This is a genomic window from Mesorhizobium sp. 43Arga, assembly GCF_053714255.1.
The window spans coordinates 1-15,409 of the sequence record NZ_JBSKBO010000021.1 but is presented as its reverse complement, the minus strand read 5'-3'; the positions used below and the strand labels follow the sequence as shown (position 1 = coordinate 15,409).

The 15,409-nt window shown below is 59.4% G+C and carries 8 protein-coding genes and 5 pseudogenes; 3 read left to right on the top strand and 10 right to left on the bottom strand.

All coding sequences use genetic code 11. From position 1 onward, the window contains the following. Positions 1-377: 377 nt before the first annotated feature. From ACWGS8_RS33590 to ACWGS8_RS33555, 8 genes and pseudogenes are all read right to left on the bottom strand, one after another. Positions 378-1,631 carry an ATP-grasp domain-containing protein gene (locus ACWGS8_RS33590; protein WP_454584952.1) on the bottom strand — a complete coding sequence of 418 codons (1,254 nt, stop codon included), beginning with the start codon at positions 1,629-1,631 and terminating at the stop codon, positions 378-380. A gap of 632 nt (positions 1,632-2,263) precedes the next feature. Continuing rightward, a complete protein-coding gene (locus tag ACWGS8_RS33585; RefSeq protein ID WP_454584951.1) occupies positions 2,264-2,689 on the bottom strand; it encodes a recombinase family protein in 426 nt (141 codons plus the stop codon). A 54-nt stretch (positions 2,690-2,743) separates the two neighbouring features. Then, positions 2,744-2,995 carry a hypothetical protein gene (locus ACWGS8_RS33580; protein ID WP_454584950.1) on the bottom strand — a complete coding sequence of 84 codons (252 nt, stop codon included), beginning with the start codon at positions 2,993-2,995 and terminating at the stop codon, positions 2,744-2,746. Positions 2,996-3,481: 486 nt separating this feature from the next. Then, on the bottom strand, positions 3,482-4,477 hold the full coding sequence (locus tag ACWGS8_RS33575) for a succinylglutamate desuccinylase/aspartoacylase family protein (protein WP_454584949.1): 996 nt from the start codon (positions 4,475-4,477) through the stop codon (positions 3,482-3,484). 473 nt (positions 4,478-4,950) lie between these two features. Then, positions 4,951-5,976, bottom strand: a complete 1,026-nt coding sequence (locus tag ACWGS8_RS33570) for an IS110 family transposase (protein WP_454584948.1) — start codon at positions 5,974-5,976, stop codon at positions 4,951-4,953. Between the two features lie 422 nt (positions 5,977-6,398). Beyond that, positions 6,399-6,596 (bottom strand): annotated as a pseudogene (locus ACWGS8_RS33565) (ABC transporter permease); the annotation flags it as partial. Between the two features lie 7 nt (positions 6,597-6,603). After that, on the bottom strand, positions 6,604-8,208 hold the full coding sequence (locus tag ACWGS8_RS33560; RefSeq protein WP_454584947.1) for an ABC transporter substrate-binding protein: 1,605 nt from the start codon (positions 8,206-8,208) through the stop codon (positions 6,604-6,606). A gap of 257 nt (positions 8,209-8,465) precedes the next feature. After that, the gene (locus ACWGS8_RS33555) at positions 8,466-9,920 is read right to left on the bottom strand and encodes an amidase (RefSeq protein WP_454584946.1); all 1,455 of its coding nucleotides are present in this window, start codon (positions 9,918-9,920) and stop codon (positions 8,466-8,468) included. A gap of 463 nt (positions 9,921-10,383) precedes the next feature. On the opposite strand from ACWGS8_RS33555, the pseudogene ACWGS8_RS33550 reads away from it, so the two are divergent. Further along, a pseudogene (locus tag ACWGS8_RS33550) lies at positions 10,384-11,295 on the top strand (IS110 family transposase); the annotation flags it as partial. Between the two features lie 490 nt (positions 11,296-11,785). Here ACWGS8_RS33550 and ACWGS8_RS33545 read toward each other — a convergent pair. Next, positions 11,786-12,019, bottom strand: a pseudogene (locus tag ACWGS8_RS33545) (transposase domain-containing protein); the annotation flags it as partial. 306 nt (positions 12,020-12,325) lie between these two features. Between ACWGS8_RS33545 and ACWGS8_RS33540 the strand changes: the two are divergent. After that, on the top strand, positions 12,326-12,505 hold the full coding sequence (locus tag ACWGS8_RS33540) for a hypothetical protein (RefSeq protein WP_454584945.1): 180 nt from the start codon (positions 12,326-12,328) through the stop codon (positions 12,503-12,505). Beyond that, positions 12,492-14,560: pseudogene (locus ACWGS8_RS33535) on the top strand (recombinase family protein). The gene ACWGS8_RS33540 and the pseudogene ACWGS8_RS33535 overlap by 14 nt, the downstream one beginning before the upstream one ends. 27 nt (positions 14,561-14,587) lie before the next feature. On the opposite strand, the pseudogene tnpC reads toward ACWGS8_RS33535, so the two are convergent. Continuing rightward, positions 14,588-15,330: pseudogene (tnpC, locus tag ACWGS8_RS33530) on the bottom strand (IS66 family transposase); the annotation flags it as partial. Positions 15,331-15,409 lie beyond the last annotated feature (79 nt).

Genomic DNA, 15,409 nt, shown 5'->3' with positions numbered 1-15,409 from the left:
TCGAAAAAGACCCAGAGGCGCTCTAAGCCGTCCGGCTTCGCCTCGGAATCGCGTCCAACACCATGCGGCGGCCTCACGTCGACCGCGAAGAGAAGCGAAGTGACCCGCGGGGCGACATGATCCGGAAAAATATCAGGAGGAGCTTGCCCCCAACGACCCCAATCAGAGAAGCCTGCTAGGCGTTGAGCCTAGCAGGTACGAGCGCCGGGGGCCAGAGCGAGATAATCCACGGCGCAAGCGAAAGGCAAGGTACGCCTTCAATTCGATCCCTTCCAGCCTAGCAGTTCTCCGGGGATCGCTGCCTGATCAGCAGCGCACAAATCCTCCGATGCTTCACAGATCAGCTCCCTGCAAGCCGGCACGCTCCCAGATTGTTGCTATTCGCCAAGGGTCGGAAATGGTGTGATCGACCAGTCGATTGAGTCTACGGCACGCTGAATTATCGCCTCGGTCCGAGCACGGCTGGGTGAAGCGGCGATGACACGTGCTATGTGGTCTCGGTTATCGCCTTTCCTGACGATCGCCGTCTCGGGTTCAAAATACAATTTGACCTCGGCAACACCTGACATAGCAGCCGCCCGACTGACGCCATCGATCCAATCGAGAGTGCCATCGCAATCGGGAATTAGGTACCTCGCGGCCGCAGTGTGCGAATGCCTTTTGCGCAAATTCCATTCGTCGCCGATGACAAGCTTGATGTGCTCGGTGACGAGATCAACACCGTAAGCCAGCTGAACCAGTTGAGGATCGGGCGAACCTGCAAGACGCGGATTGACTTCAATGACGACTGGGCCAAGCTTCGTCCACCGGAGTTCAATGTTCGTTGGCCCCCAGCCAAGGCCGAGGGCTTGCAAACAGCTCAGCGAAACATCGGCGATACGCTTATATTCGACATCGGTCAGCGAGGCCGGGAAGGTGATATCACGAGAGACGAAATACGGCGGGCTCCCGAAGTCAGCGGCGTCGACCCCAATCACCTCATGCCCCATTACATGAACGTAATAATGAGGGCCTTGTGCGAATTCTTCGACCAGTATCCTCGGCGACGACTGCCATTTACGTTGTTTTGGCGAAGACAGCCATGTGTCCTTCCCGCCCAACAGATTGGTCGTATGTTCGGCTACCTCTTCGACGTTGCGGCACAATCGGACACCGCTACTGCCGGTGCCTACGGCTGGCTTAAGAATCACCGGTAGGCCTATTTCGGCGGTAGAGCTTTCTACGTCCATCGCATTCGCTGCCAAGCGATAAGCAGGTGTTGGAACCCCGGCTTCCGCGAGGAGCTGACGTTGAACGAATTTGTCGCAGCATCGTTCAATGGATACCGGATTCGGTCCCGGTAGATCGAAATACCGGCAGAGTTTGCCAACTGTCGCATAGAACGACTCCTCGGCGCTGGTAATGCCAGCAATGTCATGGATCGCACGCAGCTGAGAACATTCGCGGATCAGCTCATCGAGATTGTCTGTATCAACGCGGATTGCCTCAATGCTTTCCCCCGGAAGAGAGTCGTACTTAGCTGGGTCAGCCAATAGGATAATTGGATGAAGACCAAGACGCTGAGCCGCTTGGACATATAACGGACCGTTACTCCATCTGCCTTCAACTAGGATGAGCGCTCTTCTTGCCATTGGCTATTGACTCCGACGTTGCGTGCTATGGAACGGTCGAGATAAACGACATTAGCTTTTTCAGTCGATGACCTGAGACTTTGCAGTGAACATAACATAGTCTGCGATTTGCATTCGTTAAGGTTCTATAAACTAATTTGAATGCCTGGCGGGCCAGTGTGACACCTCGATCTGCCGTGGTTTTGTAGGTGGTGATGCCGCACTGCAGAACGTGCCCAAGTGTCGTGCTGAGGTCACCTGCGACGGGTAATTCCTTCCATCTGAGATTAGAGTCCGGCCTCGATTGAAGGACGGACTGATGAAGAGAAAGCGGATTGCGGAAGAGATGGGTTCTCTGATCGCGGAGCTGATTGCATGCTCCTTTTCGGTGTATCCATGTTCCTGCCGGCTCTGTGGTTCTCTTCGCGGTTAACACTGGGTCACCGCATGTTAGCGTTCGGGACGTGGGTGCCTTAATCGACGCAGTACCTTAAATAGGGCTGTCTCCCCCACCGACGCCATCGTCCCGACAGGGACAGTGGTCAGTGCTTTTCCTGAGGCGTGATCACTTGAGGCTTTATGGCGATCTGAAGTCACGCCGGCGCGGCCGGCCAAGGATGATCGCCTCTTGCACACGCCGATCAGGTTCCTTCTCAAGCCGATCGCCGACCTTCACGAAGCCGACAGGGGCTGCGACGACGAGTTCGCCGCGGCGCGCCCTTCTCGTAGCGGGCCGACAGCGAACGCTGGCGCAGAAGTTCGAGTTCATACTCGTTAAGACTGCCCTTCAATCCCAGCAGCAGTCGATCATTGCCCTGACGCGGCGCATAGACCGTCTCCTGGTCGATCAGCACGGTATCGACGACACGACACATCTCGATGAGCTGCTGCCAGTCGCGGCTGTTGCGGGCAAACCGCGACACTTCCCGCACCGCGACCGCACCGACCTTGCCGAGACAGACTTCCGCGACCATTCGGTCGAAACCGGCGCGTGCGACGCCGCCGGCGGCGGACCGGGCGAGATCGTCATCGACCGTCTCGACGCGAGACCACCCAAGCGCCGTCAGGCGATCGCGCATCGCATATTGAAGCGTGCTGCTCTCGCGGTTGTGCAGGACCTGATGGGCCGACGACTACCGCACGTACAGTATCGCCTTGCGCTCAAGATGGTGCGGCCTGATCTTCTCATGCATCATGATCCGCGCCTCCTGTCGCCCGGCGCGATCGCCGCCGACGTGGTCGAGGATCAGACGCACCATCAGCTTGGTCACTGACCGACGCGTCTCGACAGCCAGCGCCTGCCATCGCGGCGCCTCCATCATCGTGTCGATGTCGTTCAACCTGGGGAACAGATCAAACTGGTGAGTCGTGGGCTTACGCGGCATGGACCTCTCCCCGGACACCGGCCGAGTTTGCCGCCACGTTCAATCCGCGACGGTCGCTCGCGCTGCGCTACGCCAAAGGCTCCGCGCCAGCGCCCGTCGCTTCACTCGCCCAGCAGGGCACAACCCACGCCGGAAACTTGGATAAAAACTGGGGGCAACGTCAAGGTCACAACCTTCATCGGGGCCACGGCGATTCCACGCAAACCATATGGTCTTGTGCATGTATTAGCAAAGCTTTCGGAGATGTCCTGCAGTATCACGTCGCGCATTGTCAGTCCTTAAAGATCAACTCGCGGGGCGGGCTTTCGATGAGTGGCTCGTACCTTTCCGCGAAGATTAAAGATCGGGTGATCTTAGTACCAGTCTCTTTGAAACAAAGACCCGTCATGAGGTGGAACGACACCCCGGTCTGCTGCGCCTGACATCGCCCGGCATGTTACCGTTTTCCTCTTAATCTCCCAGCTGGTTGACGACGAACATCCGACCTCAGTGAGCTAAGGGGCGTGCAAGTACCGCCACGTCTTCGTTGTCTTGGACATACATTGCTGATCGGATGGCGAACACGACAGATTTCGATTGCGCGCGAATATCGATGGTAGCAGCGGACAGCGAACCCATCGGATGTAGGACGCCTATCATATCCCCCTGCTCCACTTCATCCATCACCGAGCAGCGCGGTTCGAAGATGCCCGCTGAAGGCGATTTCAGCTGGTCGGAGGAAGTGGTTTCTAATGTTTGGCCGGACTTCTGCTGACGGAACGTTGGATACTCGGCCTTGCCCTCGACCAGGCCAAGCGCAATGAGGCCATTGCGTACCCCAGCTTCATAGATGGTGAGAGCTTCGGCGCTGACTACGCCGCCACCAAATTCAGTGCAAATGAATGTCTTGCCTTGTCTATGCACCAAAGTATCGAACATTCCATCAGTTTCGTTGTGCTCCCAGAGCAACATCACCGGCAACTTGAATGCCTCTGAAATGCTGACCGTCTTCGTCATCTGATCGATATCAGCAATAGGGTGTGAGATAATCGACGGAGCACAATCCCAAGTCGGCCCAAAACTGTGCAGATCGAGTACGTTGTCCACCATAGGCAACAATAGACGAGAAATCGCATCTGCGATCCGTTCGCTTAACGAGCCATCCGACCGGCCCGGAAACACTCGGTTGAGATTCTTTCCATCAATTGGCGTGTTGCGGGTCCATGCTTGCACGGCAAGCGGATTGATCTCTGGTACGATAATGATCCTTCCGCACCTCTGGGCTTCGGGAAGCCATTCAACAAGTCGCCGAGCAAGAATCGGCCCCTGAAGTTCATTGCCATGGTTTCCGCCAGTGATAAGGAGGCTCGGTCCCTCCCCTCTATTGCAGCTGAAGACCGGGAGCGAAAGAGCTTCGCAGTCCGCGCCTTTGGGAACAACAAGGTGCCCCGTGCTTACGCCAGGGGCGTCGAGATTAACGGTAAGATGTGGGGGTTCGCTCATTGTTCATCCCTGTTGCGAGTACTCAGGCGACTAGGCGCCGGTCTCCGTTTTATGAGTATGCGTCGAACTGTCTTCAAAACGCCAATATAATGTTCCGAGCGGTACCATCGCGCTCTTAGATGGCCGCCGCTTGGCTTGGTGAAACTAACCGCTGCTCGATGTTCACAAGCGGCGCTGTCACGGGCACGTCACGCCTGGCGCTGTACCATCGCGCCCTTCGATGCGGTGAACTGATGGGGTTGTCTAATCGCAGTTGGGGCGTCAAGCGTGGAGTTTGTTGAAGCGGCACTGCCGGGTGCATGGTTGTCTTCGCGGTCGACATTAGTCGCCGCATGATGGAGCTTCGCGGGACGAGCCTTCAATGTGGACGACGCACTTTGCTGAGACAGCGGCGCAACCCCATCAGCGGAATGGCTCGGCTCACGTCCCGGCAGGGACGCCTCAGGCGTTCAGAGTCTGAACGCTATCCGGTTTTACGTTGTGGCTCCCGCATTCGGATTAAAGAGCTCACCGGTTTTAAGCATCGTATGCATTATCACCGCCAGTTTGCGCGCCACGGCCACAGCAGCTCTTTTGAAGCCGATCCTCTCCCGCAGTTGAAGTCCCCATGTGCGCAGGGTGCTGTCAGTTGAGCTACGCGTCAGAATGACCGCCGCGGCTTCGTAGAGAAGCCCTCGCAAATGGCGGTCGCCGCGTCGGGATATATGGCCGTCATAATCGACTTCTCCGGATTGGTAGCGGCGCGTCGTCAGGCCGATCCAGGCGCCAACAGATCGGGACTTCTTGAAGTTGCCCGGATCTTCAATGGCAGTGGCGAAAGAGGTCGCGGTGATGGCGCCGATGCCGGGGATCGACATGAGGATGCGGCAAGCCTGGCTTTGGCGGGCATCCGCGACGAGCTGGCGTCCGAGCTCGGCGGCGCGGATGCGAATGCCGTGCCAGGCCTCCAACATCGGCAGCACGATAAGAGCAAGCTCCTTGTTATCGATAAGGAGGCGCCGAACGTTGTTCTCGAACGTGGTTCCCTTACCTGCAGGAACGAGCAAGCCGAACGTTTTCATGATTCCACGAATCTGGTTGGAAAGCTCGGTGGTGATCCGGACCAGCCGGGTGCGTGCCGCCACGAGCGTTCGGGTCAGCATGCTGTCGTATCCTTTCACCCGCACCTCGCGGAAGAAGCCCACCTCTGCAAGCTGCGCCAAACCATCGGCGTCATTCGCATCCGTCTTATTCGCCGCCATATCGAGCGCAGCTTTGGCGTGGCGGGCATCGATGCAGATTGCCGGCAAACCCTCGGCGCGCAGCGCATGATAGAACCATACGGAGAGAGGCCCCGTTTCGAACACCACTCGCTTTATAGCTGGCGCCCGCTTGCGGACAAGCTCGGCAATGATGTTGGGATCAGATGCGCCCTTCCCGCGCCAGATCCGCTCGCCTTCACGGCGGATCAACACTGCCGTCTCTTTCATCGACATGTCGAGACCGATATATTCTGCCATGGCTGTTCTCCGTTAGATGCCTGGGCCCGGCGTCCAGTCGTGAGCCCGTACCTTCATCTTATCGGGGAACAGCCACCCTCCAAGGCTATGATTGGTTCCAGGGTGCGTCGCTCCCGCGATTACCCCATGTGGGCGGCCTCCGCTGCCGGCATCGCAATGTGCCGAAGTGTGGCTGTCGAAAGTCACAAAAGGGAGACCCGTTCATGGAGAAGATTACCTGGATATCGCCAAGCTGCCCGCCGCCGAAGTCAATCCGACAATTACGGAGATCCGGGTGCCTAATACGGTTCATGCAACACGTCACGGCCCAGATTATCGCTTCCAAACCAGATCTCGGCGGAAGGTGACTGCTTGAATGGATCCATGTTCAGTGGATCGCCGGCGGAATTCGGGGCAGCGAGTGCGAGAACGATAAACAACGCCAGCAACTGAACCGGCAGGGGATCGTTCAAGCCCAGCTGCTCGCGGATGCCGGCGATCATCTCCTCCGTGGCTGACCTGCCGGCGATCATGGCCGCCGGGTCGCCGGGCGCCAGTCTGAGAAACAGGAAGACGAAGATCCCGACCATCGCCATGAGGGCGACGGTCGAAATCATCCTGCCACGGACGTATGTAGCCATGGCGCCATCAAACCTTCTGCATGTTCCACATAAGGATGTGCGCTGGGGTCTCGATAAGGCCGGTGAGTGTCTTGCGCCGCGCGATTGGCGAGAGAAGCTGCCCCGGCCTAATGTCGCCGACGAAGTCCCACCAGATCCGTTGCATCTTGCGGGCCAGTGCCTTGCGCTCTTCGAGCGTGTCAACATCCTTCCAACTGGCCCGAAGAGCCTCATATCCGTCGTTCTGAGGCCAGCCGTAAGAAGCCTTGTCACCACTCGCCCTCTGGAAGATCGCGGTGATTGGATCGCCTTGGCCGTAGTCGGTATCGGTTGTGATAAAGATGCTCCATCCGCCGTTCTCTACGGGGCCCTTGTTCGCCCGGCGCGCGACAACGCCGCCCCAGTCGCTTGGCGCAAGCTCGACATTAACGCCGATCTTCCGCAGCGAGGCTGCCAGAAGCTGCGCGGCGTCGCTGACCTGCGCCCAGTTGGTAGGCTGTAGAATGACGACCTTCTCGCCTGCGTATCCTGCCTCCTTGAAGAGCTGTTTGGCCTTCTCCGGGTCACCCCCCTTCTTGTACCAGCCTGTATTTTCGTCATTCGAATAAAGTGTCGTGTTTCCAAATATTGAAGTAAGGGTGTGACCAAATTTTGGATAGGGGACCATCACGCGCAGGAACGCCTCTTGGTCGACCAGGTGGAGCATCGCTTTGCGCGCCTTGACATTGTCGAACGGCTTTTGCAGATGGTTCATGCGTAGGATAATGTCGTCGCCAGACTTGGCCAGAATCTGGAGAGCAAGGTTCGGATCACTCTCGATCGTTGAATAAAAATCGGCAGGAGGAGTTTCAACGAAGTCAATTTCACCCGCCTGCAAAGCCGCCAAAGCAGTCTGCTGATCTGCGATGTTATCCCAGATGACTCGATCAACGTTGACGACCTTCCCTCCGGCGCGTCCGTCGGATGGCTCCTTGCGGGGTACGTAATGTTCGTTGCGATCATAAGCGAAGCTCGCGCCCGGCTTGGCAAGGGCCTCGTTGAACTTGAACGGTCCAGATCCGATATTCGTGGTCACCTGTTCCGTCGCGGCGCGGTTAGCGTCCTTTTCGCGCATCATGAAAGGGATTGGCGCTGACATTTTCGCTAAAACGTCGATCAGGAGTCCCAGTGGCTCCTTGAGCACGATAGTGAAGGTCTTGTCGTCCTTCCTCGAGATATCGCTAGCCCGCTCCAAGAGAAGTTGTCCGCCGCCATCGACCTGAGCCCAACGCCGGATTGAGGCGACGCAGTCCGCCGCAGTTACGGGGGTGCCGTCGTGCCAACCCAGGCCGTCCCTAAGCTCGAATGTATACGTCTTCTTATCCTCGGAGAGGTCCCACTTCCTCACCATTTGCGGCTGGGGCGCCAATTTGGAATTCTGTGCGAACAGCGTGTCGTAAATCGCCAGCGCATGGTTGGCGGTTATGCCTGCCGGCGTAAGGATCGGATCGAAGACGCTGAGGTCACCGTTCATCACCATGCGCACCGTCCGGGCGTCGGTTGGCGCTGTCTGAGCCCGTAGAACCGAAGGGAGAGATGCTGCCGCTCCGGCTGCCATGCCTGCTTTGATAAGGCCACGTCGAGAAATAAACATTTTCAGTTCCCCGTTTCTAGTTGATATTAGACCTGCCGCGCCAAAGCTGGTGAGAGCTGCGAGTGCTAGTTTATTCATTGAGGTTCAAGGTTCGACGGATCCAGGCCACTCGAACCAGATCGGTCGAGCACGCCGCGATGAAGCATGGTCGCCAGCGAACCTATCGTGGCCGACGCCTTCCACCTTGCTATAGGCGGTCGTTGACTGATTACCTCCGGCTAAGACTGATTACCTCCGGCTAAGAGCAGGGTCTCACTCTACGCTCCCGCAAAGAGAGACGGTCGCCGCGTTGCCCAAGGCAACGCCCCTTCCAAATCACGCGCGACGCGAACGAGTGTCGACTCAGCACCAAATTGGCCGACGATCTGAATACCGATCGGCATGCCATCCGCGCCTTGGAAGAGCGGTAAGGAAACGGAGGGGTGGCCGGTGAAATTGAAGATCGTCAGATACTGATCAAACTCGAAATGAGCCGCCATGAAGCGTTGGGCCGTAAGGGGCTTGGGCTCGGCGTTAGGATTGCAAGTCAATGTACCGTGGGGAAGCGCGGTGAACGGCGTGGTGGGCGTCAGGAGGATGTCGAAGCCCTTCATCGCTTCCCCCACCTCCGCGCGGATCTTGCGAACGCCCTCAGTTAACTGGCGGGCGTAACCGAGCGGCAGCCGCGCGCCTGTCCGGTAGAAATCGAGAGTAACGGGCTGTACGGTCTGCTCATCAAGCGTACGACCGACAGCACGGGCGTCAACATCTAGGGACGCAAGACTCATGAAATGGCTAGCGAGGTCAGCCCGTTGGAGGCTAGCCGAGTCGTATGGCAGCGGCATGTCTTCTTCAATGAAATGGCCCATTGACTCCAAAAGCCTAGCGGTTTGAGCAACCGCCGCGCGTACATCAGCCTCAACCGTTGCTTGGCCCGTCTCTCGGAACGAGCTTGCGACGCCGACCCTGAGGCGGCCTGTCGGAAGCCCCAGCTCTTCTACGTAAGGTCGCTCTGGCGGGGCGATAATGAAGGGATCCCCCGGAAACCCACCTTGGAAGACATCGAGGGCCGCGGCCATATCGCGAACGGAACGGCAGACTACGAAGTCACGGGTGCGCCCATCGCCGGCATCAGGCTTGTCAGGTCCAGTGGAAATACGGCCCCGTGAGGGATTCATGCCGACGAGGCCGCACCAGGCTGCTGGAATGCGGGTTGAGCCACCGCCGTCATTGGCGTGAGCGATCGGAACGATACCGGCCGCTACAGCCGCCGCTGAGCCTGAGGACGAACCGCCCGTGGACCGTTCCAGATTCCATGGGTTGCGCGTTATTCCGCAAGCGGCAGATTCACTGCTCAACCCCGATAGGCACATCTCGGGCACAGTGGTGCGACCCACAATCCTTAGCCCCGCGCTTCGTGCATTTTGAGTGAAAAAGCTATCGACAGTAGGCCTATGGCCTTGGAAGAGCCGGCTACCCCTTTCCTGCAGCCGACCGGCCTCGCTTGATCCAGAATCCTTGCGTAGAAAAGGCACGCCGGCGAAAGGACCCGCGTCCGATGCGTACACGGACTCAGCGTCATCGTAAAATTCAACCACCGCATTGATTGCCGGGTTCAGATGATCGTGCGCTTCGCGCGCCAACCGGACCAGTTCCACGGCGCTAACCTCGCGTCTGCGCACCAGTCCCGCGAGCTCCGTGGCGTCACAATTGGCATATTCATGCAGTTTCATGCTTGCTCCTGATCATTTTTCGGCCGAGATTATGGACGGTTTGATTCAGCCAAGAGTATGTGCCGGGCCAGAATTCGAAACCGCCAACAGTTCGCAGCTTCGCCGAGGATCAATTGCCGGGGGGCTTGCGTCAAATTCTGTTTGTATATTTCCGTCATCTAGCAACGAGATGGACCGTAAGGTTCGATCCGCCGGCCGTGCGCGACTCTGCTGATCAATACGCTCGCTCTACGACTATAAGTCGAACCTCGGCCAGCAGGCCGAACCCAAAGGCAAGGATCAAGGAAACTGCTCACACTAGGGTGCGCCACGACTACCGGCGCATCCACGTGCAGCTACGTTGTCCACGATCATCTAGACGTCATGTTCCGAGGCGGAGATCGGTGGCCCGCCCTTTCGTGCGATTAAAAGACGAGGGTTGCTCGGATGGGCCGAGCCGATCCTCACGCACGGAGGGCGAGCCATGGGAGAGTATAGCGAAGCATTTGTTGCGTTTGATGTAGCCAAGAAGAAGCACGCGGTTGCGATCGCGGAGGGCGGTCGCACTGGCGAGGTCCGGTTCGTCGGCGAGGTCGAGAACAGTCCGGCGGCGATAGAGCGGACGATCAAGAAGCTGGGAAAAAAGTACGATCGACTGCACGTCTGCTTCGAGGCTGGGCCGACCGGTTATGGGTTGTGCCGGCAGGTCCGCGATCTTGGACACGACTGCATGGTGGTTGCGCCGGCCCTAATCCCGAAGCGGCCGGGCGAGCGCGTCAAGACCAACCGGCGGAACGCGGTCACGCTGGCGCGACAGCATCGGGCGGGCGAGCTGACCGGGGTGTGGGTGCCGGACGTGGTCCACGAGGCTGTCCGCGATCTGGTGCGAGCCCGGGAAGCCGCAGCCGACGACCTGCGCCGCAAACGCCAGCAGCTGCTTTCCTTCCTCCTGCGCCACGGGCGGATCTACGAGAGCGGCGGTCATTGGACGTTGGCGCACCGGCGCTGGCTTGCCCACCAGAGCTTCGAGCATACCGCTTAGCAGATCGTGTTCCAGGAGAAGATCGACGCGATCGAGGACGCGGCTCAGCGACTACACCGCCTGGACGAGCAGTTGCGCGCCGTCGTGCCAACCTGGTCCATGGCGCGGGTCGTCGAGGCCTATCAGGCGATGCGCGGCGCCTCGTTCCTGGTCGCAGTAATCTTCGCGGCCGAAATTGGGGATGTGCGTCGCTTCGAAACGCCGCCGCAGTTGATGGCCTTTCTCGGCCTCGTCCCCGGGGAGCGCTCGACCGGTGACACGGTTCGCCGGTCGAGCCTCACGCTCGCCGGCAATCGACGCGTCCGTCACGAATTGGTCGAAGCCGCATGGACTTACCGCTACTCCGCCAAACTCCCGTCGCTAGTTATGTGGCCGGGCCGATGCGCCCGACGCCCGCCCTCTAGACCGAGGACAGCCCGAGACGAAGACACGGAAGGCCGGTACCCAAACCGCGGATGAGAGTCTGATCAACCGTCGTCTCTGAGCTCCCACCCCCAGCCCTGTGCAGCTTCAGCCGATCCGACTGCATGGCAAACCTGCCAAGCGGGCGAGCCTTCTTGCCTTCAACCTTGACAGGGAACATGAGAGCTAGCGACCGGCCGAAAGAGCCGGGTCCACACGTCCCGGCGGACTGTCCTCGCTTCAGCACCGTGTGGGGACCTTGTCATCTCGCTGGATCGCGGCTGCCAGATCGGTCGTCCGAGGGCATGCCGGGTCGACTAGGGGCCTGAGTTCGTTTCCAGGGAATTGGCCTGTGACCATATATGACGGCCCGTGCTCGAGTTCTCTCGACCGGGCAAGCCGACAGCCCGGGGCTTCATCGAGTCAATCGTAAGCGATGTTCTCAGGCCACTGCGCTGAGTTCAGGAGCGCCGATGTAGGCCCACGGCAGCAGATCGTCGATCTGGCTGTTTGGCTGGCCGTTGACGATCCTGGTGAGGATGTCGGTGAGATAGCCGAGCGGCTCGACACCATTGAGTTTGCAGGTTTCGATCAGCGAAGCGACGAAGGCCCAGTGCTCGGCGCCGCCGTCCGATCCGGCAAAGAGTGCATTCTTGCGGTTTAGGGCCATCGCCCGTTCATTCTGCCCATGTCGGGGAAGAGCGAGAGGTTCACTATCCCTGGCATCCCTATTTCGGCCGAAAAGTCAGTGTGCGACGTGTAGAGCAGCGGGCGACCGGCCAGTTCCTCAAAGTGGAAGGCCCCTTTGGCATTGTCGTTTCGATGCCGGGCTGGATGGTTGATCCCGTCGTCTGCGCCGAGATGAGCCTTGGCCGGCCGCAGGTTGATATCGGGGCGCTGTCAGATTTGAAGAGGCTGGTCACCCCGGTCACGGCTTCTCCAAACTCCCAACGCGATGATGGAATCGCTTGGGAGAAAGTCGATGGAAAAGCACGACGTGCCCGCGCTGACCTCGGGCAGACAGATAAGCCTGATATTCGAGCCCCGCAGGATGGACGGGATGAGCGAGGCGGAACGAACGAATGCGATAATCACGCTTGCCCAAATCCTGATGCAGGCCACCGGTCTCGTCGTCGAGGAGCTCGGCGATGACCGGCGCTGAACTGATCCCGGCGCAGCTCCTGAAGCGCAAGGCCGTCGTCTATGTGCGTCAATCGACACAGTCCCAGGTCATGACCAACCTGGAAAGCCAGCGGCGGCAATACGATCTCGTCGACATTGCACGTCAGCGCGGCTTCGCCGACATCGAGGTCATAGACGATGATCTCGGACGATCCGCGAGCGGAACGGTGGCCCGCCCCGGCTTCGATCGCCTGGTAGCATGGCTGTGCGCGGGTAAGGTAGGTGCCGTTTTGTGCCTCGATGCCTCGAGGCTCGCGCGAAATGGCCGTGACTGGCACCATCTTCTGGAGTTATGCGGGCTCGTCGAAGCCCGCGTCATCGACCACGATGGCGTTTACAATCCGTGCCAGCCCAACGACCGCCTGCTCCTGGGGATGAAAGGCAGTATCAGCGAATTCGAACTCGGCGTACTCAGGACGCGGATGCTCGAGGCCGCCAGATCGAAGGCGCGCCGGGGCGAGCTGCGCTTGTCAGTCCCGTTCGGCTATATCTGGCATCGCGAGGCAGGTCTGGGGCTTGATCCTGATTTGCGCTTACAGGAGGTAATCCGGCTCATCTTCGCCCGCTTCAGGGAACTTGGCAGCGCGCGCCAGGTGCTGTTGTCGATGACGGCTGATCAGATCCACTTCCCTCGACCTTCGGATGAGGGGCGACCAGCTTCGCCTGGCTGCCGATCCGCTATCGCAACGTGATAGCGGTGCTCAAAAACCCCTTCTACGCAGGTGTTCACGTTTACGGGAAAAGCGAGAAGCGGACCTCTATCGTCGAGGGGCGTGCGCGGCGCAGTTACGGCCACGGAAACCCGATCGGGACTTGGGACGTGTTCATCAAGGATCACCACGAAGGGTACATCAGCTGGGAGGAGCACGAGCGAAACCAGAAGCAGTTGGCGCTCAACAACTATGGTCGCGCCGACGGTGCAAAATCCGGCCGAGGAGGCCGAGCGCTGCTCTCGGGCATCATGACGTGCCGCCGGTGCGGACGGCGGCTGACGGTCACCTATACCGGAAATCCGCAAAGCCGACCGGTGTATCGCTGTGACAAGCCGAACCTGATGATGGGCTTGCCCAGGTGCATGACCTTTGGCGGTCCGCGGGTTGATGCGGCTGCTGCGCGTGAACTATTGCGCGCAGTAGAACCCTTGGTGATCGAAGCTGCGTTCGAGGCGGAGCGGATGCACCGAGAACGACAAGATGATCAACGCCAGATCCTTGATCTGGAACTTCAACAGGCCCGCTACGAGCCCAGTCTTGCCGAGCGCCGCTATGCAGCCTGTGATCCCGACAATCGTCTGATCGCGGCGCAGCTGGAGAAAAACTGGGAAATCGCATTACGCCGTGTGCGGGATCTGGAGGCGCGCCAGCCTGCAGAAAACCCATCCACCATTGAAGTCGATCCAAGTGCCTTCGCCAATATGGCGGAAAACCTGTCGGCGGCCTGGAACGCTCCTGATGTGACGATGCGCGCCCGTCAGCAACTGCTTCGAACGTTGATCGCCGATATCGTTGTCGGCGTCGACGATGTAGCGCGTGACGTCGTGCTCACCATCCATTGGCGCGGCGGGCAGCATTCGGAATTGCGTGTTCGCAAGCCGCGAGCCGGCGAGCACGGGTGCGCGACAGCAGAGGATGCTCTGGCAGTGATGCGCAGTATGGCCGGCCGCTGGTCTGACGAGCATATCGCGGCGTCGCTCAATCGGATGGGCTTGCCCACAGGCCAAGGCAAAACCTGGACGGCGCACCGCGTCTCATCTGTTCGGCGCTTGCGCGGAATCCACGCCTACAGATCGGCAGAGAAAGGCGGCGAATGGCTGACCATGACCGAGGCTGCAGCAGCGTTAGGCGTTACAAACCACGCGATACGCCGCCTCGTCAAAACCGGCGTGCTTCCCGCCGAGCAGGTTGTTCGGGGTGCACCGTATCAAATCCGCGCGGATGACCTGACCACCGAAGCCGTCAAATCTGCGGTGGCCCGAAAAGGTCGCCCGTGTCGCGCCGCTGACGCGGATACCCTTCCAATGTTTACAGATACTTGAATATGGAGTGCATAATGAAACATGCTTCGCGATAGGACGGATCGAGCGTTCAACAGTGTTGCTATCGATCTCGATGCGGCCATCGTCGAGGAAGCGCGAGAGTCCTTCCCATCGGGAGAGCGTGTAGCGGATCGCCTCGGCGAGCTTGGTCTTCTGGCTGATCAGGCCGAGCTTTTCGCGCAACCACGGCTCGAGCTCAGCCAGGATCGGTCGACTGCTTTCCTGGCGCACGGCAGACGTGCGTCTGCCGGCTGGCCGCGGATGTCGTCCTCGACGTGATAGAGTTCTGCGATGCGCCTGAGCGCCTCGCTCGCGATCGGCGCAGGGCCGGCTGCGGCGAGCTCGTAGAAGCGCCGGCGCACGTGTGCCCAGCAGAAGGCGAGCGTTGCGTCGCTCTTGTCGGCGAGCACCCGATAGCCACCATATCCGTCGACCTGCAGGATTCCGGCAAAGCCTGCGAGGTGAGCAATCGGTCGCTCCGCCTTTCGGTCCGGCGCATAGACATAGGCGACGCCCGGTGGGTCGCTTCCGTTCCATGGCCGATCATCACGCGCATAGGCCCAGAGCTGGCCTGTCTTGGTCTTGCCGCGACCGGGATCGAGTACCGGCGCGGTGGTCTCGTCGGCGAACAGCTTCGGCGAGGACTTCAGCTTCGCCAGCAGCCGTTCATGAATCGGACGTAGGTGCCAGGCGGCGCGGCCAACCCAGTCGGCGAGTGTCGAGCGATCAAGATTGATGCCCTGCCGGGCGTAGATCTGCGCCTGGCGATAAGATGTTGCGCATAGGATTATGCTGCGGAGGCTCCATTTCGTCCCAGGTTTCAGGCGATCTTGGGTAATCTCCGCAACA

What these genes read in the sequence shown, in the direction of transcription:
- ACWGS8_RS33590 (WP_454584952.1), bottom strand. Translation starts at nt 1,631, where the DNA reads ATGGCAAGAAGAGCGCTCATCCTAGTTGAAGGCAGATGGAGTAACGGT.
- ACWGS8_RS33585 (WP_454584951.1), bottom strand. Translation starts at nt 2,689, where the DNA reads ATGCGCGATCGCCTGACGGCGCTTGGGTGGTCTCGCGTCGAGACGGTC.
- ACWGS8_RS33580 (WP_454584950.1), bottom strand. Translation starts at nt 2,995, where the DNA reads ATGCCGCGTAAGCCCACGACTCACCAGTTTGATCTGTTCCCCAGGTTG.
- ACWGS8_RS33575 (WP_454584949.1), bottom strand. Translation starts at nt 4,477, where the DNA reads ATGAGCGAACCCCCACATCTTACCGTTAATCTCGACGCCCCTGGCGTA.
- ACWGS8_RS33570 (WP_454584948.1), bottom strand. Translation starts at nt 5,976, where the DNA reads ATGGCAGAATATATCGGTCTCGACATGTCGATGAAAGAGACGGCAGTG.
- ACWGS8_RS33560 (WP_454584947.1), bottom strand. Translation starts at nt 8,208, where the DNA reads ATGTTTATTTCTCGACGTGGCCTTATCAAAGCAGGCATGGCAGCCGGA.
- ACWGS8_RS33555 (WP_454584946.1), bottom strand. Translation starts at nt 9,920, where the DNA reads ATGAAACTGCATGAATATGCCAATTGTGACGCCACGGAGCTCGCGGGA.
- ACWGS8_RS33540 (WP_454584945.1), top strand. Translation starts at nt 12,326, where the DNA reads ATGGAAAAGCACGACGTGCCCGCGCTGACCTCGGGCAGACAGATAAGC.